The 22,375-nt window shown below is 60.0% G+C and carries 23 protein-coding genes; 11 read left to right on the top strand and 12 right to left on the bottom strand.

The window, feature by feature from the left end:
- Positions 1 to 31: 31 nt before the first annotated feature.
- From LB555_RS01745 to LB555_RS01735, 4 genes are all read right to left on the bottom strand, one after another.
- Positions 32 to 1,153: an alpha/beta hydrolase family esterase gene (locus LB555_RS01745; protein ID WP_140877337.1), complete on the bottom strand. Its 1,122-nt coding sequence runs from the start codon at positions 1,151 to 1,153 to the stop codon at positions 32 to 34.
- A gap of 1,805 nt (positions 1,154 to 2,958) precedes the next feature.
- Positions 2,959 to 3,153 carry a DUF6894 family protein gene (locus LB555_RS29455; protein WP_411970745.1) on the bottom strand — a complete coding sequence of 65 codons (195 nt, stop codon included), beginning with the start codon at positions 3,151 to 3,153 and terminating at the stop codon, positions 2,959 to 2,961.
- 920 nt (positions 3,154 to 4,073) lie between these two features.
- On the bottom strand, positions 4,074 to 4,226 hold the full coding sequence (locus LB555_RS01740) for a hypothetical protein (RefSeq protein WP_181174072.1): 153 nt from the start codon (positions 4,224 to 4,226) through the stop codon (positions 4,074 to 4,076).
- A 340-nt stretch (positions 4,227 to 4,566) separates the two neighbouring features.
- Positions 4,567 to 4,875: a DUF982 domain-containing protein gene (locus tag LB555_RS01735; protein WP_140877341.1), complete on the bottom strand. Its 309-nt coding sequence runs from the start codon at positions 4,873 to 4,875 to the stop codon at positions 4,567 to 4,569.
- Between the two features lie 1,418 nt (positions 4,876 to 6,293).
- Between LB555_RS01735 and LB555_RS01730 the strand changes: the two genes are divergently transcribed.
- From LB555_RS01730 to LB555_RS01715, 4 genes are all read left to right on the top strand, one after another.
- Positions 6,294 to 6,536, top strand: coding sequence for a hypothetical protein (locus LB555_RS01730; RefSeq protein WP_140877343.1), 243 nt, complete (start codon positions 6,294 to 6,296; stop codon positions 6,534 to 6,536).
- Between the two features lie 252 nt (positions 6,537 to 6,788).
- Positions 6,789 to 6,983 carry a hypothetical protein gene (locus LB555_RS01725; RefSeq protein WP_140877345.1) on the top strand — a complete coding sequence of 65 codons (195 nt, stop codon included), beginning with the start codon at positions 6,789 to 6,791 and terminating at the stop codon, positions 6,981 to 6,983.
- A gap of 568 nt (positions 6,984 to 7,551) precedes the next feature.
- On the top strand, positions 7,552 to 7,758 hold the full coding sequence (locus LB555_RS01720) for a hypothetical protein (protein WP_140877347.1): 207 nt from the start codon (positions 7,552 to 7,554) through the stop codon (positions 7,756 to 7,758).
- Between the two features lie 775 nt (positions 7,759 to 8,533).
- Positions 8,534 to 8,704: a DUF3606 domain-containing protein gene (locus LB555_RS01715; protein WP_140877349.1), complete on the top strand. Its 171-nt coding sequence runs from the start codon at positions 8,534 to 8,536 to the stop codon at positions 8,702 to 8,704.
- Positions 8,705 to 9,315: 611 nt separating this feature from the next.
- Here LB555_RS01715 and LB555_RS01710 read toward each other — a convergent pair.
- The 3 genes from LB555_RS01710 to LB555_RS01700 all read right to left on the bottom strand — a co-directional run bounded on the left by LB555_RS01710 (position 9,316) and on the right by LB555_RS01700 (position 12,348).
- Positions 9,316 to 9,609 carry a hypothetical protein gene (locus LB555_RS01710; RefSeq protein ID WP_140877351.1) on the bottom strand — a complete coding sequence of 98 codons (294 nt, stop codon included), beginning with the start codon at positions 9,607 to 9,609 and terminating at the stop codon, positions 9,316 to 9,318.
- 814 nt (positions 9,610 to 10,423) lie between these two features.
- Positions 10,424 to 11,515 (bottom strand): ABC transporter substrate-binding protein, encoded by a 1,092-nt coding sequence (locus tag LB555_RS01705; protein ID WP_140877355.1) that lies wholly within the window; start codon positions 11,513 to 11,515, stop codon positions 10,424 to 10,426.
- 191 nt (positions 11,516 to 11,706) lie between these two features.
- Positions 11,707 to 12,348 (bottom strand): CGNR zinc finger domain-containing protein, encoded by a 642-nt coding sequence (locus LB555_RS01700; RefSeq protein ID WP_224682243.1) that lies wholly within the window; start codon positions 12,346 to 12,348, stop codon positions 11,707 to 11,709.
- Between the two features lie 51 nt (positions 12,349 to 12,399).
- Here LB555_RS01700 and LB555_RS01695 point away from each other — a divergent pair, with 51 nt between their 5' ends.
- Positions 12,400 to 13,194, top strand: coding sequence for a DUF2066 domain-containing protein (locus LB555_RS01695; protein ID WP_140877357.1), 795 nt, complete (start codon positions 12,400 to 12,402; stop codon positions 13,192 to 13,194).
- 122 nt (positions 13,195 to 13,316) lie between these two features.
- Here LB555_RS01695 and LB555_RS01690 read toward each other — a convergent pair whose 3' ends face one another.
- Both LB555_RS01690 and LB555_RS01685 read right to left on the bottom strand, forming a co-directional pair.
- The gene (locus LB555_RS01690; protein WP_224682181.1) at positions 13,317 to 13,994 is read right to left on the bottom strand and encodes a GlxA family transcriptional regulator; all 678 of its coding nucleotides are present in this window, start codon (positions 13,992 to 13,994) and stop codon (positions 13,317 to 13,319) included.
- A 9-nt stretch (positions 13,995 to 14,003) separates the two neighbouring features.
- Positions 14,004 to 14,384 carry a hypothetical protein gene (locus tag LB555_RS01685; RefSeq protein WP_224682180.1) on the bottom strand — a complete coding sequence of 127 codons (381 nt, stop codon included), beginning with the start codon at positions 14,382 to 14,384 and terminating at the stop codon, positions 14,004 to 14,006.
- Here LB555_RS01685 and LB555_RS01680 point away from each other — a divergent pair.
- Positions 14,383 to 14,697 (top strand): DUF1272 domain-containing protein, encoded by a 315-nt coding sequence (locus tag LB555_RS01680; protein ID WP_140877359.1) that lies wholly within the window; start codon positions 14,383 to 14,385, stop codon positions 14,695 to 14,697. The two genes, LB555_RS01685 and LB555_RS01680, sit on opposite strands and share 2 nt — an antisense overlap.
- 31 nt (positions 14,698 to 14,728) lie before the next feature.
- The gene (locus tag LB555_RS01675) at positions 14,729 to 15,199 is read left to right on the top strand and encodes an OsmC family protein (protein WP_140877361.1); all 471 of its coding nucleotides are present in this window, start codon (positions 14,729 to 14,731) and stop codon (positions 15,197 to 15,199) included.
- 131 nt (positions 15,200 to 15,330) lie between these two features.
- Here the strand turns inward: LB555_RS01675 and nadE are convergent, their stop codons facing one another.
- Both nadE and LB555_RS01665 read right to left on the bottom strand, forming a co-directional pair.
- Positions 15,331 to 16,158 carry an ammonia-dependent NAD(+) synthetase gene (gene nadE / locus LB555_RS01670; RefSeq protein ID WP_140877363.1) on the bottom strand — a complete coding sequence of 276 codons (828 nt, stop codon included), beginning with the start codon at positions 16,156 to 16,158 and terminating at the stop codon, positions 15,331 to 15,333.
- A gap of 219 nt (positions 16,159 to 16,377) precedes the next feature.
- Complete coding sequence (locus LB555_RS01665) at positions 16,378 to 16,890, bottom strand: ferritin-like domain-containing protein (RefSeq protein WP_140877059.1); 513 nt, start codon at positions 16,888 to 16,890, stop codon at positions 16,378 to 16,380.
- 672 nt (positions 16,891 to 17,562) lie between these two features.
- On the opposite strand from LB555_RS01665, the gene LB555_RS01660 reads away from it, so the two are divergent.
- Both LB555_RS01660 and LB555_RS01655 read left to right on the top strand, forming a co-directional pair.
- Positions 17,563 to 18,186 (top strand): chemotaxis protein CheB, encoded by a 624-nt coding sequence (locus LB555_RS01660; protein WP_140877365.1) that lies wholly within the window; start codon positions 17,563 to 17,565, stop codon positions 18,184 to 18,186.
- A 639-nt stretch (positions 18,187 to 18,825) separates the two neighbouring features.
- Positions 18,826 to 19,023, top strand: coding sequence for a CsbD family protein (locus LB555_RS01655; protein ID WP_140877367.1), 198 nt, complete (start codon positions 18,826 to 18,828; stop codon positions 19,021 to 19,023).
- 488 nt (positions 19,024 to 19,511) lie between these two features.
- Here the strand turns inward: LB555_RS01655 and LB555_RS01650 are convergent, their stop codons facing one another.
- Complete coding sequence (locus LB555_RS01650; RefSeq protein ID WP_140877369.1) at positions 19,512 to 19,973, bottom strand: cupin domain-containing protein; 462 nt, start codon at positions 19,971 to 19,973, stop codon at positions 19,512 to 19,514.
- Between the two features lie 93 nt (positions 19,974 to 20,066).
- Between LB555_RS01650 and LB555_RS01645 the strand changes: the two genes are divergently transcribed.
- Both LB555_RS01645 and LB555_RS01640 read left to right on the top strand, forming a co-directional pair.
- Positions 20,067 to 21,629 (top strand): winged helix-turn-helix domain-containing tetratricopeptide repeat protein, encoded by a 1,563-nt coding sequence (locus LB555_RS01645; protein ID WP_140877371.1) that lies wholly within the window; start codon positions 20,067 to 20,069, stop codon positions 21,627 to 21,629.
- 324 nt (positions 21,630 to 21,953) lie between these two features.
- On the top strand, positions 21,954 to 22,274 hold the full coding sequence (locus LB555_RS01640; RefSeq protein ID WP_140877373.1) for a hypothetical protein: 321 nt from the start codon (positions 21,954 to 21,956) through the stop codon (positions 22,272 to 22,274).
- Positions 22,275 to 22,375: the final 101 nt, after the last annotated feature.

Raw genomic sequence — 22,375 nt, 5'->3', positions numbered from 1 at the left:
ACGAAGGTTCATCAAAAAGTCTGGCCATGAACTATTTCATCAAGCCGGCAGCGCGAAGGGCGCTTTCGATAAGCGGACCGGGCCCAGCCGTCAGACCGCTGCGCGGCTCGAAGGGTGGGTGTGCGACCACCAAGAGGGAGCGCCCAACAGATTTTGCCGGTAAACGCACATCTGGCGATGGGACCTGAGAGCCCGCTTCTTCAAATCCCCAGAACCGGGAGATGAGCGAGGTGGACGATATGCCGGTGTCGATCATAAAGGATCCGCCGTGACTCAATCCGTCCGCAGAGTCCACGGGGGTCCCGTGCGCCATGCCTGCGATCCAGTACGATTCGATGACTTCCTCATTGGCAGCGTTCTTCCAGACCTCGCGGCGGTAGCCCTGATGCACCTGCGTCTCGGGTTGCACTCTACTTTGACCGCGCAATGCAAGCCACTGCCCGACGAGCTGATCGGAGTTGACCGGACTGACTGTTGTGTCGGCGCTTCCATGCCAGACGGAGAGTTTCGGCCATGGTCCGTCGTGACCGGAAGCTTGCTGGACGGCCCTCGCCAACCGCTTGGCAGTGGGGCCGCCGTGGCCTCGCATGCGGTCGAAAGCCTGCGGCAGGCTACTGGCGCTGCCATAGGGTAGACCGGCTATGATGGCCCCGCCGGCGAAGACTTCCGGGTAAGTCGCCAACATGGCGGCAGCCATTGCCCCGCCGGCGGAAAGTCCGGTGATAAAGATCCTGGTGCGGTCGATGTCGTGAGCGGCGCCCACGGCCTCTATCATTTGGCGGATCGAAAGCGCCTCGCCGGAGCCCCGCCGTGTGTCGTCGGGGACAAACCAGTTGAAACAAAGATTGGCATTGTTGCTGCGCTGCTGTTCTGGAAAGAGGACGGCAAAGCCCTTGCGATCCGCCGTCCTCGACCAGCCGGCGCCGCTGTCATAGGATGCAGCCGACTGCGTACAGCCATGGAGGACAACCACCAGAGGGGCCTTCGCCGCAAGGTCCTTGGGGCGGTATGTCCAGCCCCGCAGGTTTCCGGGATTTGACCCGAACGCCTGAAGTTCGGAAAAGCGGTCGTTTTCGTCGGGACCATTCAAGACGCCGTCGATCTGTTTTCGCCGCGCAGCCAAGCGTGCAACGGTATCGGCGAGACTTCTCATGTCGGTATCCTTTCGCGTCGATCCAGAGCGGATCGAATAAACGGAACGCCGCGTCTCCAGGTTGGTTGCTGCAGTGCAGCATAAATTGCCTGCAAGCAATCGATCCGCATGGCATTTGCTTTGCATCGCCGGTGCAGAGAGCCCTCCGATCGAGCAGCAATGCCTGGAACGGACTGGCCGCTCTCGACTTTCACACACTGACATCCTCTTTTTGTGGCTCACAGAGCTTTCCCCAACAAGCCCACAAAGTGGCGGCTTGCTGCTCATCAGGTACACAACTGCTGCATGGCCTGTGTCCTCAAGAAATTCCCACGACGCTTTCGCACGGCTCGCGCAAGGCGCTGGGCGTTTATCTCGCCAAGGCAGAGGCCCTCCACAGGCAGCTTCTGACGTCTGAGACAGGACGATATTGACGACGCGGAACTCTGTCCTTGGCGACCAGAAGTCCGGTGAACCTGCCTTAACGGGGCGATCATCCCGCTTGGACACTGCGCCGGGAAAGGCTCGGCGTCCGGCGGATACCAACACGGTTTCGCCGCGCCGGTGATGGTTCCGGCTTCGGTCGAAGCAAGGCGAAAACGGTTGACACGGGGCATGCCGTCTCGGCGTCGAGAACGTCCAGAAGTGCCACACGGGAGCGGAACATCAGAGCTTGCTGACGGTTCTACCTTGTGGATCTTTCCAATTGAGAGGACGACCGTGTCAGCCTTTGAATTCGTCTATTTTTCTGGTCTGACGGGGAATGATTTCCTAGGCGGTGTCGTCTCGTTGTTGGCGTGCTGCGTTCTCTACAACGTTATCGCTGAGGATCGCCCGCACCGGTGAGAGCGGGACCGCAACGGGTGAGCCCTTGACCGGCCGCTCTCTACTTTGGACGCGTGTGGCCGGTATCAACTTCGTATCGCTCACTAATACTCGCCGCGGTCCTCATGTGACCTGCCGTTTGCTCGGCCGGGCATTCGCGACGACATCGCATGCGGTTCATTTCTGTTTCTACGGTGGGACCTACTCCGCCAGTCATAGTTGGCCCCGTCGGCCGACTGCAGAGTTGCCTGGCGGGTCCCGCCCGGCCTGGCGGGCTGGAACATCTGCGAGAGACCGAGGTTCGGGTGCCGGCCCGCCTGCTCCCGGGCGGTCCTTCCCATGTGAACTGCCCGTCTGACTTACCGGCAGCGGGCTTTTTTGCGGCTCTGGCCAACCCGCCCACCCGCCGCAGTTCTCTCCGCATTGAGGACACCCCCCCGGGAGCCCGTGAAGAACACTTACGAGAGACGCGTTCTGAGCAAATCTGCACGCCCGTCAGTCGGTGGCCACGACCTCTCGGGGCCATGATCGTGACAGGGCAGCTGGGGAACTTTCCGGACCAGAGCGAATTGAGCCACGGCGGCCGATTCCCACTCCGAATCCGCCGCTGACCAAAGACCCAATCTTGGTCGGCCCGCGACTCCTCAGGAAGGCGCGGGCCAATATTTTGGCAGGATTCGGGTGCGCGGCCTGGGGCGATTCAGTATCCATGTGAGATAGCGGCCCCCTCAACCACAGCTGATCTTGCCCTCTGCAGAGACCCGCGAGCGAAGGGTATGACTTCACCACGGCAAGGCAGTTGCGCGTTGCGTGAGAGATACAGACCTTGCGAGCAGGCCGGAGATCAGCCGCGCGTCAGGAAAACCGAACCGTCACGACCCCAAGATTCCGCACGACGAGGTGCCTTCATGCATGCGGAATTTTTCGCGTCCATTTGGCACAATGCGCATCTCGCACCGTGACGAACTCGCCTGCTGCCCCCGCAGCAGGGGGCGTCGGGATTAGGCGTGGCTGTCTGGGGAGGATCGCGACGAAAACGAGTCCCGCTCTTCCTCGACATGGAAAACGATGCTTGCTCTAAGGGCCAGATCGCCGCCCTCATCTCTTACGACAATCGCCAATTTGTGGTGATCACCGTCTGGAAGCGCGTCTTTGGTCATCTCCGCCAAAGCTTTGATCGCTTCATATTTGACCACGGGCAGGTCGGCATTCTGTTCCCTCACCGTCAGGGGATATCGTTCCGTTGTCGTCGAAGTCGAAATAATATAGCGCCATCGCCGCCGAACTCAAAGGCTCGCCGTTTGTTCCCGCTCTCCCCTGATGCTCCATTACCAGAGGCAGCCTCAACCACTCTCGCACGCGTCAAATGCGCAAAACCAGGTCCTGAGCGAAACGCGCGCCAATTCACCCTCCACAGCCTTCATCTTCGACCCGCTGAAAGCGGGAGCGCGGCCAAGTTCAGGCCACTCGATGCCTGTGCGTACAATCCGAGCTTCCGCGTTGCGAAAAATGGTATCGTGCAAAATTGCCTGCAGGCGTCTCGCCTGTCTGCGGGCTTGCGACACTGTGCGTCGGTAGAATTTCTTGGCCAATCAGCTGGACCCCGTGTTTGGTTCGGTGGTGGCCGACCTAGGATGCTTCGACTACCGATCGAACATTCGAGCTAGAATGTCCCGAGGGCGATCGATCCCGATTGGCTGCGGCCTTGGCGAGCAGAGTTTTGTCGGCTCGGCGCCCTGAAGGAGAGTTGCCTGAAAGACGCCGAGCCTAGCCAGAGAGATGAGCGGGGGGCCGCGTCCTCTCGCCGGCTAAGAGGTTATGCGCTCCCTTAGGCACTCGTGAAGCATTCGAATGCACTAGGAGGCCAGGACATTTTCCCTGAAATCCGACTTGCTGGACCAATTTATCCCGCGACGATACGAATTGTTTCGTCCGATCGTCTGGTCACGAAGGACCTGACTTTCCCTGTCCGCACTGCAACGCTACGCCGGCTCGGGAGGGACTTCTGGGTCGAGGCCGTCACGAGGTTCACCTGAATTCGCTGTGCAGGCAAGATCGTTCACGCGACGGCAGATCACCTTCATCGGCCGCGAGTGCCTAACCTCTTGAAGCGGGCCTATTCGTTAACCCGCTCGGCCAGAAACGCCGCAAACGGCTTCACATCCATGCTGCCGCTCGCCTCTTCCAGGCCCGCCAGGTACGCCTTGCGGCCTTCACCCTGACAACAGTCCACGGATAGCCACCGGACCTCTTCGTCGATCACGGTCACAGGGCCGACCGGCTAACTGAAAAGGGTATATCGTTATCACCCGCCCGCTGCCTCACTGGTCGCGGGCTTTTTGATCGCCTGCGGAACATGTGTCAGCGACAAAGGTTCGTGACATGGCCGCCTTACTCCAGCGGCCTTCCCAAGTGACCTGCCCGCTGGGTCACACCGGCGGGCTTTTTTGCTGTGCGGGAATAGCCTGATCAAATTGCAAGTTTGGGCCAACACAGCGCACTCCGACGCTCCTTCGCGCCGCTTGCCAAGGCCAAACCTGGTCGGTCCGCGCTTTTCTGCCGAGGGGCGCGAGCTTCCAGGTCGAAGGGACGCGCGGTGCGCTTGTCGATCAAACCTGGCGATCCTGGGCATAGATGGAGCGTGCCAGCGCGTCTAGGCGCTTGAGGCCCTTACTCGGCTGATCCGAAACAATCATGTCCTGATCTCTTGCGGCTTTGACAAAGGCTTCGAACGCGACGGATTGCCGGCAAGTTCCTGCCTGGGCCTCATCCAGCAAACGGAGTGCCTGTCGATAGGAATGCAACTTCTTGTTCTTCCATTCGCCATCCATTGCCGCTCTGGCTTCGGCAACGGACGAGACGGCCCTCGCCGTTTGGAGGCTCATAAATTTAATCTGCACAGGCAGGAAAGCGCTCAAGGCCAACCCTCTTGATGGTGATAAGGCCTTGCAAACTGTTCAGCCCGAGATTGGTTGCACTCGCCGGCGGGCTTTTGGAATTGTGCGGTGCGGAGCGATCGAGATTCACATCTGTCAGACAGCCACGGAAAAGGCCGAGCCTCCCGAACCGATACCGGACAGCATCCTCGTGCAGGTCCAAAGGGGCAGGCGCGATGCCGGAACTTGCCCTCATCGGAGGCGCCTAGCGGCCCGACAGTTGCAGCTATCGCCGGTTACAAGTCCCCTGAACCGGCCTTCACTACAAGACCCGTCGCCATTAGCCCGGTGGCGGGTCTGCCTCTTTTGGGACCATTTGCGTTTGCTGATTGAGGCTCGGCTGCTGGTTTCGGCTGCTGGTCAAGTTTCGCCATAACCTTGGTCGGCCCGCGTCCGCCGCAAATGGACGCCGGTGTCACCAAGGGGAACCGAATCAGAGGCTTACGACTTGTTAGCTTCACGAGTTTCATAAGGCGCGCCTAGTGTTCAGGGATAAAGAAACACGAATTTTAGAAGCGGCCCTGCTCGCGGCGGTACCAATCTCGGTCCTGGTTGCGGTGGCGATGGTCAGCCTTACGTTCGGTTGGTTCGGATGAGCACCCGAGACACAGACTTCTTCGACCAGTGGATCCAGTCCAACGTTCAACGCAGTGCCTCGACCGCGCCGGCCAAGGCAGCCCGCCGGTCCGCCGCGCGCCGACAGGAGGCATGACCATGGTCACACGGCAAACGGATCAGGCGTGGCTGTGTGGGGAGGATCGCGACCCCGGCTTCCCATGTGAAAGCCCGCTGGCTCGGGCCAGCGGGCTTTTCTGCATCTTGGAGGGAACGTCTCGAGGGCACACAAAGTCGGGTGAGCGCCTCCCAGTTCCGGCCGGAAAGGCGCCGGAAAGTTGTGCTCGAGGCGTGATCTCGGCATGAGGGCGCGCTTCGACGCGGGAGTGGCAACCAGGCTCTTCGCGATCTCTGGGACTTGCAAATATTTTCTCACTTTTGTGGAAACAGCTACACGGCCCCCCAAGATTGTCGCTTGCGTCGAGTTCCGCCGGCATCCAATTAAGGCGGGGCGAGGAGGGTTGCTGGCTTGGTCCTCTATCTGCTGTAAGCTTGGAAGAGCAGCGGCGTCTGAACGTGCCCGTTCATACCGACTGAGTGCCATCCGCTTCCTCAGGCACGAGGTTCCGGACTTGTACACCGGCCAAACGAGCTGCGCGCGGTCTCTCGGCTGCGCGAACAGCGCCGTATTGCAGCATAATGGACTGGCGTGGGCGCCGAGTTCGCGACCAAGGGCGGCCGCGCGGCCGTATTCTGCAGGGAAACCTAGCGAGTTTGATGCGGTCGGAACCAACGCCGATGCCAGAGATTTGCTTGGAGTCATTGACAATGCCGGAGGAACCATCATGCGGATCGGAGACTTCGATACCGGAAGTGTGAAACACAGCGCGTTGTACCGCGACGCCAGGCTCGCAATGCTCACCCACCACGTCCTGTATCGCATGCAGCTAACCGAAACGGCGGTGAGTGGAGTGGAGCACGCACTGGCGCAGTTCGCTCAAGCGACGGATCAGCCTGCCCACGACGCTGCTCGTCGCTCACTCGCAGCTTTCCTTCATCTGGAGCCCGATCAAACCTTGGGGATGTGACCCGCGGCGACACGTGGCAAGTGGATTCAGCAGACTGCGAATGCGAGTTTGGGGCATTTCCGCGATTCCACGAACGACTAGCCTCCACGGGCCGACGCCGCTGACCACCAACGCTCTGATCTCGGACATCCGACTGCGTGATGGGCATCCGCTTGGGAGGTGCCCGGCAGTGCGGCAATACAATGCAACGATGCCGGTGGTTGACATAGGCGGGACAATGCCTCGCATTGGGGCGCCGAGGGAGAAACCATCATGATCAAGAAGCCGTTTGCTTTGCCTCAGGTCATCACGGCCCTTTCCAAGCTGCTCAACCAAATCCGCAACCATCAAACGAACCAAGCGCGTAATTGCCTTCGCGCGCTTACGCGGAACGGACCTGCGGCAGCCAAAAAAGGCTCGAAGCGTTGCCTCTCTGCTAATCCCGGCCGATCCTTGGCAGTTGCTTAGCCCGGTGGCTCATCGCGGACTACCGCCGACAGCCCACCCGAGCGAGACAGCCAGGACGAACCCCAGTACTACGGCCGTAAAGAACCACATCACGCGTTCCTTCGCTGGTTGTGCAGCTCAACGCGGCAAGCGATTTATAGTTGCAGAACCGCACGGGCAGTGATCCGCTCGGGCCGCGCCCTCCGACGCGTGGAGGCCCATATCTGGTTCCCCGGTCTCTGAGGAGGTCCTTGTTGGACGTAGTTGCCACCCGTCGATGGACCGTTCCCGTTCCAGGTCGGTGGATATGGATTGTGCGGTGGTAGGGGCCGCCCATGAAAGCAGGGCAACGCTGATCGAGAAGGAGATCAGCAAGGCGAAGGCGGTCGCGAGCATGACATGGTCCCCAGTTGAAGGCCGGGCATAACCACCGCCAATCTGGTTCGTTCATCACGTTGTGCTTGCTCGTACGTCATAGTTACCGCGCAGTTAATAAACGGCCGCGCACCTTCCCAACTCAGTTGGCAGGCTGGGGAATAACTCCTCGGCCGCCCGCTGGAACTTTTTTCAGCCGCGCGGATTGCTGTGCATGACAAAAGCCCCTGAAGTTGCTCCACCCATTCTAGCCGAGACCAGCCCGGACCGACCTGTCAATTGCGAGGTCGCTTTGGAAACGGCCTTCGACGCCCTTGTCGCTACCTCCATCGCTCAAGGATGGACCCCGGAAGAGACGGCGGAAACGCTGCACAAGCTGGCCATAGAGCATCTCGAACAGCTCAAGGTAATAACAGCCTAATCGCTCCGGCGCGGCTCCAGAATTCGACACGTTACATGTCGAAAACGCTATGGATGCCACCTCCACATTCTGGGAGGAGAGCATGGCTCCCCACGAGCAGCATGCCGTTGAAATCATCCGCGAGAAGAAATGGACCGTGCGTGTAACCGTCTGTGGCAGCGCCGTCCGTTCACTTCCGAATCTGAAGAGTACGCTCCTCATACGCGCATGGGCAGGCGTTCCGCCTGGGCGAGGTCGTCGAATTCAAGCAATCCGCCTTGCTGCAAACCCTCGAACTTTTCCGCAGTTCCTTTCGGCCTGAAGGGGAACTTGGGGCCAAGGGCTTGAGCAGATCGCCAGTCTGCTCCGGCCAAGTCTGCGCATGCAGTCGGGAGGCGCCAGGATGCGGGCATGCGGTCGTAATCCTCGCAATCTGTCGTTGGGCTCATAGGTAGCGATCGCCAGCGTGCGCACGACTTCGCCGGTTGTGTTATCAGAATACACCTCTCAAATTCAGGCTATGCCGAAAGGGTTTGGACTTCATGGCCCTGCGGAAGGAACGCTGTTCCTTTTTACCGGCTCACCAACTTCTGCCGTTCGAAGTCACCGTCGACGCCACCAGGGCCTTTCTGGTTGCGAGATACGCTGCCGATGGTCTCACTAGGAGCATTGACGGCTAGTCGGCCAGCGCCTTCACGAGCTCAGCCCGCCCGACCCAGCCCGCCGAGACGAAGCGGCCATGTTGTGCAACAAAGCGAGGCGAACAACGTTGCCCCTGAGGAGTGGAGGAACGAAGATGGCGGACGACAAGAGCAAGAGAGACTCTCGGGATCGGAACCGCGTCTCGGTCGAAGAAGACTACGAAGTGCGATATCTCGCTGAGAAGGCCGGGATTACGGCCCAGCAGGTCCGCAAGCAACACGGTAGTGACCGCCCAACGCTCGAACGCGAAGCGAAGGGTTGCTGAGGCCAAGATGGCAAGGTACCAGGTGGAAGAGATCTACGGCGACACTGTCGTGTCGTCTGGCGTCGTCGTGGAGGACGATCCGATGAAAGCAGCCGAAGCGGCTGCCGGGCAAAGAATGTCCCCAAGGGCACTGCAGGAACATTGGTTCCGTGTGGTCGATGAAGAGCAAGCCGCCGTCTACGAGTACAGCTTGGCCGCACATGAGGAGCATCCAGATCCGTTTGAAGGGAAGGACCGCTCCGATCTCGGTCGGCGATCAACGGTAAGGTGCAGGGGTCACTCGCGGACGAGCACAACCATTTCAAACTACTTGCTGAAGGTAACCGACCAGCTTGCCGGCCGCGTCCGCACCTGCCCGAATGCCGACCCCCTTTCACTGAGCCCGCTTTTGCGGCCAATTTCGAAGGCGCAAACGCTCTGTTGGTGCTGCCGCGGGGTGCTGGTCGCGCGCGCTCACTTTGATCAACGGGCAACAGAAGCCCGCATCTCACGACACTCAACTCTTTGCAGGTGCTCTCGACAAGTGAATGACCTGCTGAATGGGCAAGCGCATTCCGATTCGACACGGTCCGGCTCCCGTGTTGGACGCATGGAGCCGGACCGCAGAGGGATCAGTCGTCCTGCTGGATAACGACGGGCCGATGGTGGTGACGATGCATCGAGCGGGTGATGACGACGGTGTCACGGCGATGATGCCGATGGCGCCAGGCGCGACGGCCGTTGTCATAGAATGCTTCCTGGCCGTGATGCCGGCGGTGAAGACGGCCACCTTCGTCGTTGTATATGACGGTGGTACCATGGTGATGCCGGTGATGTGTTGAAACCACCACGTCAGCTTCGGCGGCAGAAGCGACCACCGGAGCCGCAAGCGAAAGAGCCAAAGCGCTTAAGATCAAAACCTTCATTTTGCTATTCCTGTATGCCTGAAAGACGTCCCTTCACGAAGGCAACGAGGCAGGGGTGTCTTTGTTCCTGCCGCATTGTTCCAACATTGGTGAGGGCCATCCCTCCGTAGACACGCGTTCATTCATCAGCACCGTTTGGTCGGTTAGGCCACATGTGCGCTGCGCGCGAGAAGATCCCGCCACCGAAGCGATGCTGGGACTGGAAGAGGTATGGAGGTGATCGCCCCGGTTTGCAGCTTCAGCTTGCCGGTCTGGCGGCGAGGCGAGCGCTTCTTATCAGCCTGCGGCAGGCGAAGTGGGAGCGGGTGCGTTGCCGCCTTGGTTTTGCTCGGGGGCAACCTTAAGCGGTGTCGCTTGCCGCGAAGCGTTTGACAAGGGCGCAAATATAAAAAAGGCGAGAAGGCCTAGAAAAACGAGGGCGATCACGAGGACCGCCCAGCTCGCGATCCGAGCTGTACCTCGCCGTTCCTGATTGTGTGAGAGATCGTTGGTCATTGGACATCCTTCCGGGATCCAATAGTCGGATCCCAATCGGCTCCCGAACTTCAACTAAGCGCTGATGTTCCTTTCGTTCGGGAACACCAAAGCTATTTTCTGGGCTGATCCAAACGGTCACTTGCCAAGGGAGAGAGCAGCGCGCCGCGCGCAAGAGGTCGACGCCGAAGGCTCCCTGCGGAAGCGGCTGCATGGAACAATCCATCGCGTTCAGATTTCTCGGAGCCGGTTGGCCATAGCCTGGAGAATGCTCCAAGCCATTGGATGGCCAATGGTAACAGCGCTGCTGCCGCCGCGACCCTGCGCCAGCCAACCCGCCTCACCTGGGATCGTCAACACGCCTGAATTGCGCCGGGTTGCCCGATGTTCTTTCGGCGATTTGGATCGGCGCGGCAGTCCACTGCCAAACGGTCGTAGCTGGTGTGCGAAAGAACTGGATGTGGCCGCGAGTGCCGGCAACCTCTATGTGGGGCCATGACTCTGCAATGCTGTTCCGATCAGTGCCGTAGGACCGTATTGCCTGAGCAAGCACCACGATCGTGTCGTACCCTTCCAGAGCAACGAAGGAGGGCGCCTCGCGCAACTTCTCCCGCAGCGCCTTTTCGACGCGTGAGCCTAGCGGGTTGAGGTGTCCGGGTCGGTAGCGCAGGAAGGGGATCGCGGCGCTATCTTCGCCTAGCAATGCGGCCCATTCAGCGAATTCCGGTTGCCCAGCTGGAGCACCGATCTTGATAGTGGACAGGCGACCGTCCTTGCGAACTGACTTGACTATTGAGATTGCTGGCTCTGGCTGGCCTACCAGAAGAAGAAGGACCGTTGCGCGAAGATCCATGAGTTGGTCGCACAACATTGATGGGTCCAGCGAGCTCATGCTGATGTCCGATAACGTCGCGCCATTTGCCTGCAGGCGATCACGCAGAATGTGAACGCCAGATGCCCAATAGACACTCTGCTGCGATGCAACTGCGATCCGATCGTGGCCAGCGCGCGACAGGAAGTCGGCATATGTTTGCCAGCCGCGGGACTGTGGCGGGGCAAGACGTGCGACACACTTGGTTGGTTGATCCGTTAGCTTGTCGAGTACCGCCGACGAACAGAGAAAAGGGATTCCGAGCTCGTCGGCCCTGATAGCCGCCGCACGAGCAACGACACTGTGATACTCTCCCGCTATCGCTACCACGCCCAAACGGGCCAGTTCATCCACTGCCGCGACAGCCTTCTGTGGATCGGCTGCAGTGTCTCGGACGAGCAGCTCAAGCGCCTTGCCGCCAGCGCCGCCAGCGCTATTGATTTCGCTAACAGCTAGCTCAAGGCCCGCGAGCAAATGCCTGCCTGCCTCAACCCAGCCGGGGCGAGACAGAGGCACGAGCGCCCCGATTGTGGTCGTTTCGCCCGATCCAGTCCATCCCATGAGTCCAATGTCTCCTGGTTACGCAATGCTCGCCGCGTAGCCACTACAGCGGATATGCGGCGACCCACAGAGACAGTCGGATCTCCCACAAACAATCTGTACCATTGCGACTACCGACACAGTCCCATTCGATGTCCGATGCGGCAGGTCTTGAGCGGACTGGCTGCCGGCCCGGTCCCTTCTATTCTGCGCTATCTCCGGTGTGCCAAGCGGTAGCGGGCCGCCTTGGCGCGGTTGCCGCAACTGTCCATCGAGCACCAGCGCCTCGGTTTGGAGCGGCTGTCGTCGATGTAAAACCCGCCGCAATTGTCAGCCTCACATCGCCGGATATCCTTTCCTGAGGGGAACAGCACCAGCATGGCAGCGGCCGCTGCTGAGCGGCGCAGCGGCAGGTATAGCCTTTCGTTCGCCGACGAGGATTGGAGGTTCAAGATGCCGCCAAGGCCAGCCGAGCCGCCCGCCTGCGCTATCGCTTTATGAAAGCTGCGCAGGGCAACGCGTTTGGAGGCGGCGTCATGGCCGAGGTTTTTCGCACAGACATTGAGCCAGGATTTGAGGGCGGCGCGTAGCGTTAGCACCTCCAGATGCACATCGCGGGCGACGCGTGGGTAAGTCACGGCACGACGCTCGAGGACCCGCCCTTCATTTTCCGACAACAACAGGGCCGGAATGCAAAAGACCAACAGATCCTGATAACTCGGTATGCAGTCGATCTCTGCCCCGTCGCGCCAGTGCAATGTGTTGGCAAGGTCAAGGGCGGGCGCACCACCCAGCATGCGCATAGGGCCGCGCGGCGAGACGTAGGTCCGGACAAATTCAGTTGATTCCATCATCGTCAATACGTAACCTGATAAACAGTTACTCAAGAGGGCAGGGCGGGTCAAATGAAGAAGCCACTGTTGACGTTCTTGTCCTGGTTTGCGTTTGCAGTCACTGCCCACGCAAACGACGATGTCCTTTATCGCTCAAGCGTGATCGTCACCGGAGATCGCGAGGAAACGCGCGTCCCTGCCATCACTGAGGGCTTCGCACTGGCAGCGCAAAAGCTGACCGGAAATCCCGACATCGTGCACAATCCGGCCTTCGCTTCGCTGGCGACCGGGGCGCCTGCCATGGTTTGGTCCTACACCTATCATGACCGCATGTTCGGCAGGCCAATTCACGACGAGCAGGGCACACGCGATCGCCCTTTCGATCTGACATTCCAGTTCGACCGCAACCGAATGGACCATGCGATGGCGCTGCTGGGTGAGAGACCATGGTTGGGGCCGCGCCCAAAGCTGGAGCTCGTCATCGAGGTTACCGATATGACGCGTAGCTATGTGCTCGCCGCCGATGGCGTCCACGGATCGGACCTGCGCGCAAGCTTTGAAGATGCTTCGGTGCGCTTCGCAGTGCCGATCATATTTCCGAAGGAGGCCGACCTGTCGGCGCTTGCGCTGGAAAACGTCGCTGCAATACCTGATGAGAGCCTGGCCAGACTGAAATCCAGGTTGGGAGCTGACGCGATCTTAGTCGGGCACCTCGATTGGGAAACCAACGAGCCGGGCTGGCATGCGGTTTGGCGCCTCCCCCTTGTTACAGAAAGTAAAAAGTGGGAGATTTCCGGCGTAAATTTCGATGCTGCCTTCCGCAACGCAATCGGAGGTGCCGCCAAGCGCATGCGACCGACCAATTAGGGCGGGTGCCATGACATTGCGGGAGGTCGCATGACCCGCTCACCCAACTCGCACCGCCAGCTGCTGCTTTGAAGCATCGTCATGTCGCGAACCAGATTGAGCGGCTAAGCCATTTATCAGGTTCACTCCCAATCCGGAGGAGCTTGCGCAAAGCGGCTCCTGTAGTCGCTTGGAGCAACCCCGAGCGATCTCATGAAAGCCCGCCGAAAAGTCTCAGGGTCGCCAAACCCAACCTCATGTGCGATCTGCTGGACAGATTGGCGGCTGGTCTCCAGACGGTCTCGTGCCGCCTCAACGCGTAGAGCCTCGACGGCTCGTCCTGGGGACTGTCCATTTTCCTTAGAGTAGACGCGGGCAAAGTTACGCGGGCTCATCGCCATGAAGGATGACAGTGCCGAGACGGACAGATCGGTGCCAGGATTTTGCCTGATCCAAGCGTGCAGACGGTCGAAGCGGCCGACGCGGTCTCTGATTTGTTGACGAAGCGCAGTGCTGAATTGCGATTGTCCGCCGGGCCGTTTGAGGTACAGGACCAACTCCCGTGCGATTGCCAAGGCTGTCGTATGCCCGAGATCTTCCTCAACCATTGCCAGCGCCATGTCGATGCCGGCGCTTACCCCTGCTGATGTCCAGACGGCCCCGCATCGTACGAAAATTGGATCTGGCCTGACGTCGATCGCGGGAAATCGCTGTGCAAGTTCGGCGCAACGCTCCCAATCGGTCGTGGCGGGTCGGCCATCCAACAGGCCGCACTCGGCCAGAATGAACGCTCCCAAGCAGATGGAGCCAAGCCGACGCACGTCTTTTGCTTATCTGATCAACCAACCCCGAAGAGGACGGGATTTTGCGGCCTCTAAGGCCGTCGCCCCACCTGAAATCAGGAGTGTGTCGATCGAGAGCTCACGGCAGTGATCGAAACTGACGGTGTGGAGAGCAACGCCCGCATCCGTCTCGATCGGCCCGCCTCGTTGCGAAACAAGGATGGTACGAAACGCGGGTTCTCCGCTTGCTCGCTTGGCGTCATTGAAAACTTGCAGCGGGCCGGTGACATCGAGAAGCTTCGTGCGATCGAATACCAGAAAGGCGATCAGTCGTTCGCAGTGCGCGTTGGCAGAATGCGAGGTCATAATGGCATTTATGCCACGAGAACCTTGTGCGATCCAGACGGCGAGGAAAGAGATATGGTCCATGCTCGAGATCAGGCCCAATTGCGAATGGTGCGACCGCGATCTGCCCCCGGGCAGTTCGGAGGCTCGAATCTGCAGCTACGAGTGCACCTATTGTGCAGAGTGCGTTTCGACGGTCCTGCACGACGTTTGCCCGACTTGCGGCGGAAATTTTTCAGCAAGGCCGATCCGGCCCAGGCGTGAATGGCGCGCGGGCTTTTGTCTCGGGCTTGAGCACGATCCAGCGAGCAGCCGACGAACACACTCGAAGTGGACAGCAGAGCAGGTTGCAGATCTCGCGAGGCGCCTGCACGACGTGGCGCCGGAGGGCCGATAATAAAAAATCCAAACACAGAAGAGATATAGCAATGGCTAAATTCCACGACTACACCTGCCGCATAGGATGGACTGGCAATCGCGGCGCCGGCACCAGAATGTATCGGGGCTACGACCGGACATGGGATATAACCACGATCGGAAAGCCTGTGATAAAGTGCTCCAATGACCCGCTGCTTGGGGGCAATCCGGCGCTACCCAATCCCGAAGATCTCCTTCTCGCATCCGTTTCGGCCTGCCACATGCTTTGGTACCTCCATCTGGCTAGCGACGCGGGAATTGTCGTCCACTCTTATACTGATCAACCCGTGGGCCATGGCGAGAGCGAGCCAAACGGAGCCGGGCGTTTCGTGGGCGTCACATTGCGGCCCAGGATCGAGGTCGAAAGCGGCATCGATCTCGACAAGGCTGCAGCCATCCATCATCGAATTCATGAGATTTGCTACATCGCGCGTTCCGTCAATTTCCCAATTCGTGTTGAGGCCGATTACCGAAAATTGTGAACGAGAGAACGGCACCCGCAGCGTGCGGTATCATCCTCCGACTGCAAATGCATTGATGTTCAGGCGGCTCGGCCGCCCAACGCCGCCCAGCGCCATGGTGCCGGTCCGACGGTGGCAAGGACCAAACGCCGCTAGCGAAGCGGGAGATCGGGTGCCACCGGAAGCGAACGCTTGTGAGCGGTGCTTAAATACGCATCAAGGATACGCTTTCGCGCCGCTTCGTCGATTTCCTTACCTTCGAGGAAATCGTCAATCTGATCATATGTTACTCCATACGCATCTTCGTCAGGACGAAGCGGCACGAGGTTCTCCAAATCTGCGGTCGGCACCTTGTTGACGAGTTGCGGCGGAGCGCCCAGATGCGCCGCCAGCGCGCGCACCCGGCGTTTGTTTAGCCCGGCAAGGGGAAGGATGTCGGCGGCGCCGTCGCCAAACTTGGTGAAGAAGCCCATCATTGCCTCGGCCGCATGATCGGTACCAATGACCAGCCCTCGTCTGGCAGCGGCGAGTGTGAATTGGGCGATCATGCGCTGACGGGCCTTTATGTTGCCCAGCAAGAAATCTTCCCGACGAGCATTGCCGAGCTCCACGCCAGCCGACCTGATCGAGTCGAGCATTGCGTCCGCCGCCGGTTTGATGTCGAGCCTGTGCGCTTCGTCAGCTCCGATGGTCTCGAGTGCTCGCTGAGCGTCCTTCTCATCGGCCTGCGTCCCATACGGCAGCCTGACAGCAAGGAATTTGGCGTCGTATCCTGCCCTCCGTAGTTCGCTTACGGCCTGTTGAGCCAGAAGTGCCGCCGCGAGCGAATCCACACCGCCGCTTATGCCCAGCACGTACGTGCAGAGCCCTGCTGCACGCAGGTACCCGCTTAGAAAGTCGATGCGTCGGCGTGCCTCCGCGGCGGCATCGAAACTCGCAGCGACGCCCAAGGCGCTGATGATCGCTTCTTGTTGTGTCATATCCCTTTCTGCTCCCGCCGTTCAAAGAATGAAACGTCGTTGGTGCCGATTCCGGCGACCCGGTCTGCGCCTGCGTGGGAAAACCGGAAAGCGTTTTGGCCATGCCGTCAGACCAGGGCGCGCTTGATCTTCCCAAGCGTTCCGCCGCGGATACCGACCCATATGGTGCGGTATCCGCGAGTCTCTCTCGGCGAATGACAGACACCGTAGTCGCAGTTCCTAAGCTGCCTCGGCAGCGACGTTCACGGCTGACACTGCGAGCTGCGTAAGGGCTTCATCGGTGTCCTTTTCCTCGCCAAGGGTAAGCTCGAGAAGCTTAACCGCTTCGGCCATGCCGAGCTCGCTAGCCCAGGTCCGCAACGTACCATAGCGGGAGATTTCATAGTGCTCTACTGCCTGAGCCGCCGCAAGGAGACCAGCATCGAGAGCCTGAGAGCCCTTGTACTCGTCCATGATTTCGGCGCCCTCCTCGGTGATGCCCATAATGGCGGCACAGGTCTTGCCCTGGGGCTTCTTGCCTAGGGCTTCGAATATTTTCTCCAGGCGCGCGACGTGCTCCTGGGTCTGGCCGCGGTGCTTTTCGAAAGCTGCCTTGAGGTCAGGGCTTTGCGCTGCCTTGGCCATCTTGGGAAGAGTTGCCAGGATCTTCTTCTCGGCGAAATAGATGTCCTTCAAAGTGTCGACGAAGAGTTCGTTCAGGCCTTTCGTTGAGGCCCTTTTGGCGGTTGCCATGACTGTCTCCCTTTTTTCACTGCCTCACAAACGGGGCGGACGAGAAACAAAATTGCGCCAATGCAGTTCCATCGGGATTAGACTGGCATGCCGAACGGCTCTTGCCGGCGGTGCATGCAGATGCAAAATCACCGCCGAATTCCGACAAGCCATCGCCACTGCCGGCACACCGTCTTAGTCGCCGGCCCGATCCATCGTCATCACCACCTCGACTCCTTATCGAGCCAGCAGGACGACTGATCGACTTCCGCGCGCCAACAGAAAGGAGCAGGGTTAACCCTGTCGACTCTAGATGCGCTTGGACTTCAGCAGGCGTATGACAAATCACCCGGAGGGCATCTGGGAGCAGCCCGCTATAACTGGAGTGCGAAGCTGTGTCGCCATGCTGGTGAAACGCAATGGGTTTGGAAGGATCTACCGTCCCTCGCGCGTAGTGCCAAACAGCGAGCGATGCAGCCGAAGCGACCACAATCGCCGATCAGCCGGTTCACAACAGACCCGGCCAGCCAAACAGACTGGCTCAGCGGCACCATCACGCGGCGAGCAACATGTAGGCTGTCAGACGCCGGATGGGCCGCGCCTTCTGCCGGTGCGGCCCTCGCCGTGTGGTGCTATTGCGGTTGCCTTGAGGTTATCCTCGCGAAGCTGGTGGGAACCTGTTACCCCTAGCAGATGCATATCCCGCACGCTAAGCGCGAACGTAGCCCTTTCTTCGTCGCCATCGGCGCATCGGGATCAGATGGCCTCAGCGACATCAAAGACCTCCTTAGCAACCTGCCCAAGGACCTGCAGGCCATCGTCCTTGTGGTCCTTCATAGGCCCAGTGACAAGGTAAGCCATCTGAAAGAGGTTTTGAGTAAGAGGTCACAAATGCCGGTCCGGGTCGCCGATGAAGATCACGTCTTCCGCGTCGGAACTTGCTACGTCGGCCAACCCGACGCACACCTCTCATTAGCCGCCAGAAGCAAGGTGGACCTTGTTGAAGGCGCCGGGCACATTCACCGAGGCCAGACCGTCGACATCCTCTTCAATTCTGTCGCCGTTCACGCAAACACCCATGCAATCGGGATTGTGTTGTCGGGTTCACTGAGTGATGGCTCGCGCGGACTTGCCGCAATAGCCCACGCTGGCGGTGCAACGATGGTTCTCACCGAGGCCGGCGAGATCAAGGCCGGGATGCCTATGAACGCGGCGATGTATGATGGGCCGCTCGACTTCACCGGTTCTGCCGATGAGATCGCCCGTGAGGTCATTCGAAGAGTGCGGCGGGTCCAGCCCCAGCCATCACCCGTTTAGAAGACGAGGGGGGCAACTCTTTCAATCGGGCGATTTGGGATCTCCATCTCAAGAAGCTCGCAATGCGTCTCTCGATCAGGTGCGCACCTTTCCGGCGCACGAGGTCAATAAGAGCCGAGATTGCTGAGCGCAATCTAATGGCTATGCCAGGTGCATGTCCGTGACTCCACTCCACCTGAGATCAGGTTCGATCCTTGCGCGTTCGTGAGAATCGAGAGTCGGCTGGTCGCAGGGGGATGCCTGCCCAGGTGGTCCTGCGGGACCGGCGCGTCGAACCAACAGATTTCGATCCAGCGCCCGGTGCGGGCCCATCGCGAGCAATGGCACTTCAAAACTGCTTGTGCCGGGCGCCGCTGCTCGGTTACCGCGGATCGCTATTTCAAATGGCTGAAGGTCGAAGCGTCGGCAAGAAGGCCGACGAGCCCTTTCCCCATGGCGGGCAACCATGCTGGTCTACGGCCCACAGAGGCGGCTGGGGCCCGTGCCGGCCCGGGGGCGTCGATAATCCCGCTGCTGCACCGATTGAGGCGAAGATCGGCGGCTACTGATCGCAAGCTCGTAAACGCTTCTGAGAGACGGACTCCGGAACCTCGCTGCCCCGACTACGTTTCGACTTCGTATCAAAGGAAGGAGGCCACAATGGACTGGAACCGCGTTGAAGGGAACTGGAAACAGGTCAAAGGCAAGGTCAAGGAACAGTGGGGTAAACTCACCGACGACGACCTCGACCGCATCGCCGGCAAGCGCGATCAGCTCGAAGGCACGATTCAGGAACGTTACGGCTTGGAGAAGGATCGGGTCCGCCGCGACGTCGAGGACTCGATCCGCAGCGGGTGAGCGCAAGTTGCTCCGCCAACTCTCCCGTGGCAGCGCGGCCGCCAATGTGAAGCTCGTCTACCGCGATAGGTCCTCGATCGTGCTTTTCGGCCTTCCAATGCGGCAAGACCATCACGGATCAAGCTGTCTCGCGCGTAGTGGTCAGCAACCTGTGACCGCGGAGCCGCTGCCACATCATCGCTCCTTTGTGCCAGCCTTGTGGATGATCACCGCTCTACGATCGCGCCGACGCGCCATCGGACCTCCCCGCAGCGCCCCTGCCTGTTCATAGCATTTGATCCATGTTCAAGCCACAATATGCAAGACGTCACCCAGGCATTTCACCGCTCGCGGCGGCCTTTCCGCCGTTGGCCTAGCGGCCTGTCATTGGGCCCTGCAAACGCGACTGGCATTGCTGCACCTACTGATCAATCCCCACATTGCTGCAAGGGCGACCTGCGCGAGCGACCAGAGGTCTTTAACTCCCGAAACCGCTTGCGCTATCGCCGTCACGCCCGTGTCGTCAGCGTGGAGAGCTGATCGGTGTCATAGCGGCTTCTGAGCTCGGCCAGCGCTTTTGGATCGGGCGCACCCTGCGCCGCGAGCTCGGCGAGCTCTTCGAAGTAATGCTCGTGGCCAGGCGGAGAGAAGGTCATCAGCACGCGCGCAGGCTTCTCGCTGACATTGGTGATGTTGTGCGGCACTCCCGGCGGGATGAACAGGAAGGTTCCCGGCGTTGCGCGGATCGTCTTGTCTCCGACATGCCATTCACACTCGCCCTCGAGCAGGTAGAAGCTCTCTTCCTGTACCCGGTGAACATGCCGCCCGGTGGCGAAGTCCGGCGGTATCGTCCAGTCAAACATGCTCGTATGCCTGGTATGTTCATCGGTGACGAGAAAAGCCATGGGGTGACCACGCAGCATGACGCCCTTCTTCTCGTCGGGCATGCAGATGACGGCTTCAGCGCTCATTTCGATCCTCCTCTGAGTAAGCGTTTGGCCAACATCGGCCGCCCGCGGGAGAAAGTCGTGAATCCGTTCCCAAAAATTTGCTAAAAGACTCCAATGAAAGTCAGGGGCGACGTCCACCAGTTCGGCATGTTTCGCCTCGATCCCGAGGCGGGCATTCTCTTTTACGGAGATGAGCCGACCATGCTTGGGCACCGTGCCGTCGCGCTGCTGCGGCTGCTCATCGAAAACGCGGGGGTGCCCGTATCCAAAGACGCGCTGATCGACGCTGGCTGGGGCGGATCGGCGGTTGCCGATAACAATTTGACGGTTCAGATCGCAGCCTTGCGCCGCACACTGGACGACGCGGCGAATGTCGCGGACTGGATCGAAACCTTACCGCGCCGTGGCTATCGTTATGTCGGACCGGCCATCGCCACCAATGTTGCCGATGCCTCTGCCGCGGCCCGCGCCGCGTCGGCACCGAGGTTGCCCGAGAAGCCCTCAGTCGCCGTCCTGCCGTTCTCGAACTTGAGCGACGATCCACAGCAGGAGTACTTTGCCGATGGGATGGTGGACGACATCATCTCGGGCCTCGCACGCATCAAATGGCTGTTCGTCATCGCGCGAAACTCGACCTTCACCTACAAGGGCCACCCCGTCGACGTAAAGCAGGTCGGCCGCGAGCTTGGCGTTCGCTATGTACTCGAAGGCAGCGTGCGCAAAGCCGGCGGTAGCGTGCGAGTCACCGCGCAGCTGATCGATGCCATAACCCGCACGCATGTTTGGGCCGAGCGCTACGAGCGCAGCTCCGAAGACATCTTTGCGCTTCAAGACGAGATAGCGCTGTCAACCGTGGGGGCGATTGCGCCAAGCGTGCGGAAGGCCGAAATTGAACGTGTCAGGCGCAAGCGTCCCGACAGTCTCGGTGCCTACGATCTCGTGCTGCAGGCCCAGCCTGACGTCGATTCCGGGATGCCGGAGCAAGTGACCAGAGCGCTGGTCCTTCTCGACCGCGCCATCGCGCTCGAACCGGCTTACGCGCTGGCGCATGGCAATGCCGCCATGTGCCATCACTGCTTGTTCCTTCGCGCCGGTCTGCGGGAGATCAACCGCGCCGCTTCGGTCCGTCACGCCCGCTTGGCCATTGTCCATGGACAAGATGATGCGCTGGCCCTCACATGGGCCGGCTTTTCCATCGGAATGGATGCGCATGATCGCGCCGCTGCATTCGCGGCGTTGGAAGCCGCCCTCGCCATCAGCCCGTCCTCGGCTCTGACCTACATCCTTGGCAGTGTGATACTCGGATGGGGTGGTGAAGCGGAGCGCGCGATAGAGTGGAGCGAGCAGGGCATGCGGCTAAGCCCCTTCGATTCGTGGGCTTGGGCAGCGTTTGATGCACAGGCGATGAGCCATTTGCTGCGCGGCCGTTACCAAGAGGCCTGCCGTGCCGCCTACAAGTCCGTCCAAGCCAATTCGGCGCACAGCATTACTTATGTGCAATTGGCTGCCGCGCTGGCCAAGCTTGGCCGATTGGACGAAGCGAAAGCGGCCGCCGCTCGCGTGCTCGAGCTCCAGCCTGGCTTCCGCTACAGCCGTCAGTTTGCAGGCGTAAATTGCGCGCCCGCCCTCGCGCAGGTTCTTGGCAGCGCGTTGTATGCTGCGGGCCTCCCAGAATAGCGCTTAAAGCCCGCGCGTCCTCGCTGTGGGCGGCGGTTCGGTATCGGCGCAGCGCAACAGAAGCCGACAACGCCGCTGCGCTTGGCATTGCCTATCTGATGCGCACCGGCTCCGCCAAGCTTACATCGAGATCAACTCGGAAAGCTGCTAAGGACCAAGCTTCGACTGACGCCGGCGCAACCTGAAGAGTTTCTGGATGACGCTACCCGCCACTCGACAAGTCCTTCCATTCGCGGCCTGGGCACGGTCGGACGCAGTGATTCAAGCCGGCGGTGCGCACCGCGATTGGCGACTATCCGGTTTCGGCAGAGCTGATGGACGGCCATGCCGATGGCGCCGGCGGCGCTGAAGAAACAGTACTGCCGGACGCAGACGGTGGGACGGCAGTGGCAAAGGCACGGCCCGAAGCTCGATCGCGGAGATATTGTGGTTGAATCGACGTTTCCGTCTTCCGCCGAGCAACCTTCCCGCCAATCGTCTGTGGAACGCTTCTCGATTGTGCTGCTCAGGACGTCCTCCCAAGCTTTGACGCAGCCGTTCATCGGGCGGCGGCAGATAGGTGATTACGTCCTTGGGGCCGCAAAATCGCGACAACACGATTTCGCAACTCGTTCCGCCCGTTTTGATTGTTTTGAAAAAAAATGAACTTGCGATGTCGACTGAGCATCAAGCTGCCCGCCCTCTTTCCAATTGCTAAACGAAGGCAACCGAATTTAGTTCATGACGATGATCGAATAGCGCAGCAG

The organism is Mesorhizobium sp. BR-1-1-10 (genome assembly GCF_020165595.1).
Taxonomy (GTDB): Bacteria; Pseudomonadota; Alphaproteobacteria; order Rhizobiales; family Rhizobiaceae; genus Mesorhizobium; species Mesorhizobium australicum.
Note: the sequence above shows the minus strand (reverse complement) of the source record. Positions and strands in the feature narration are given on the sequence as shown.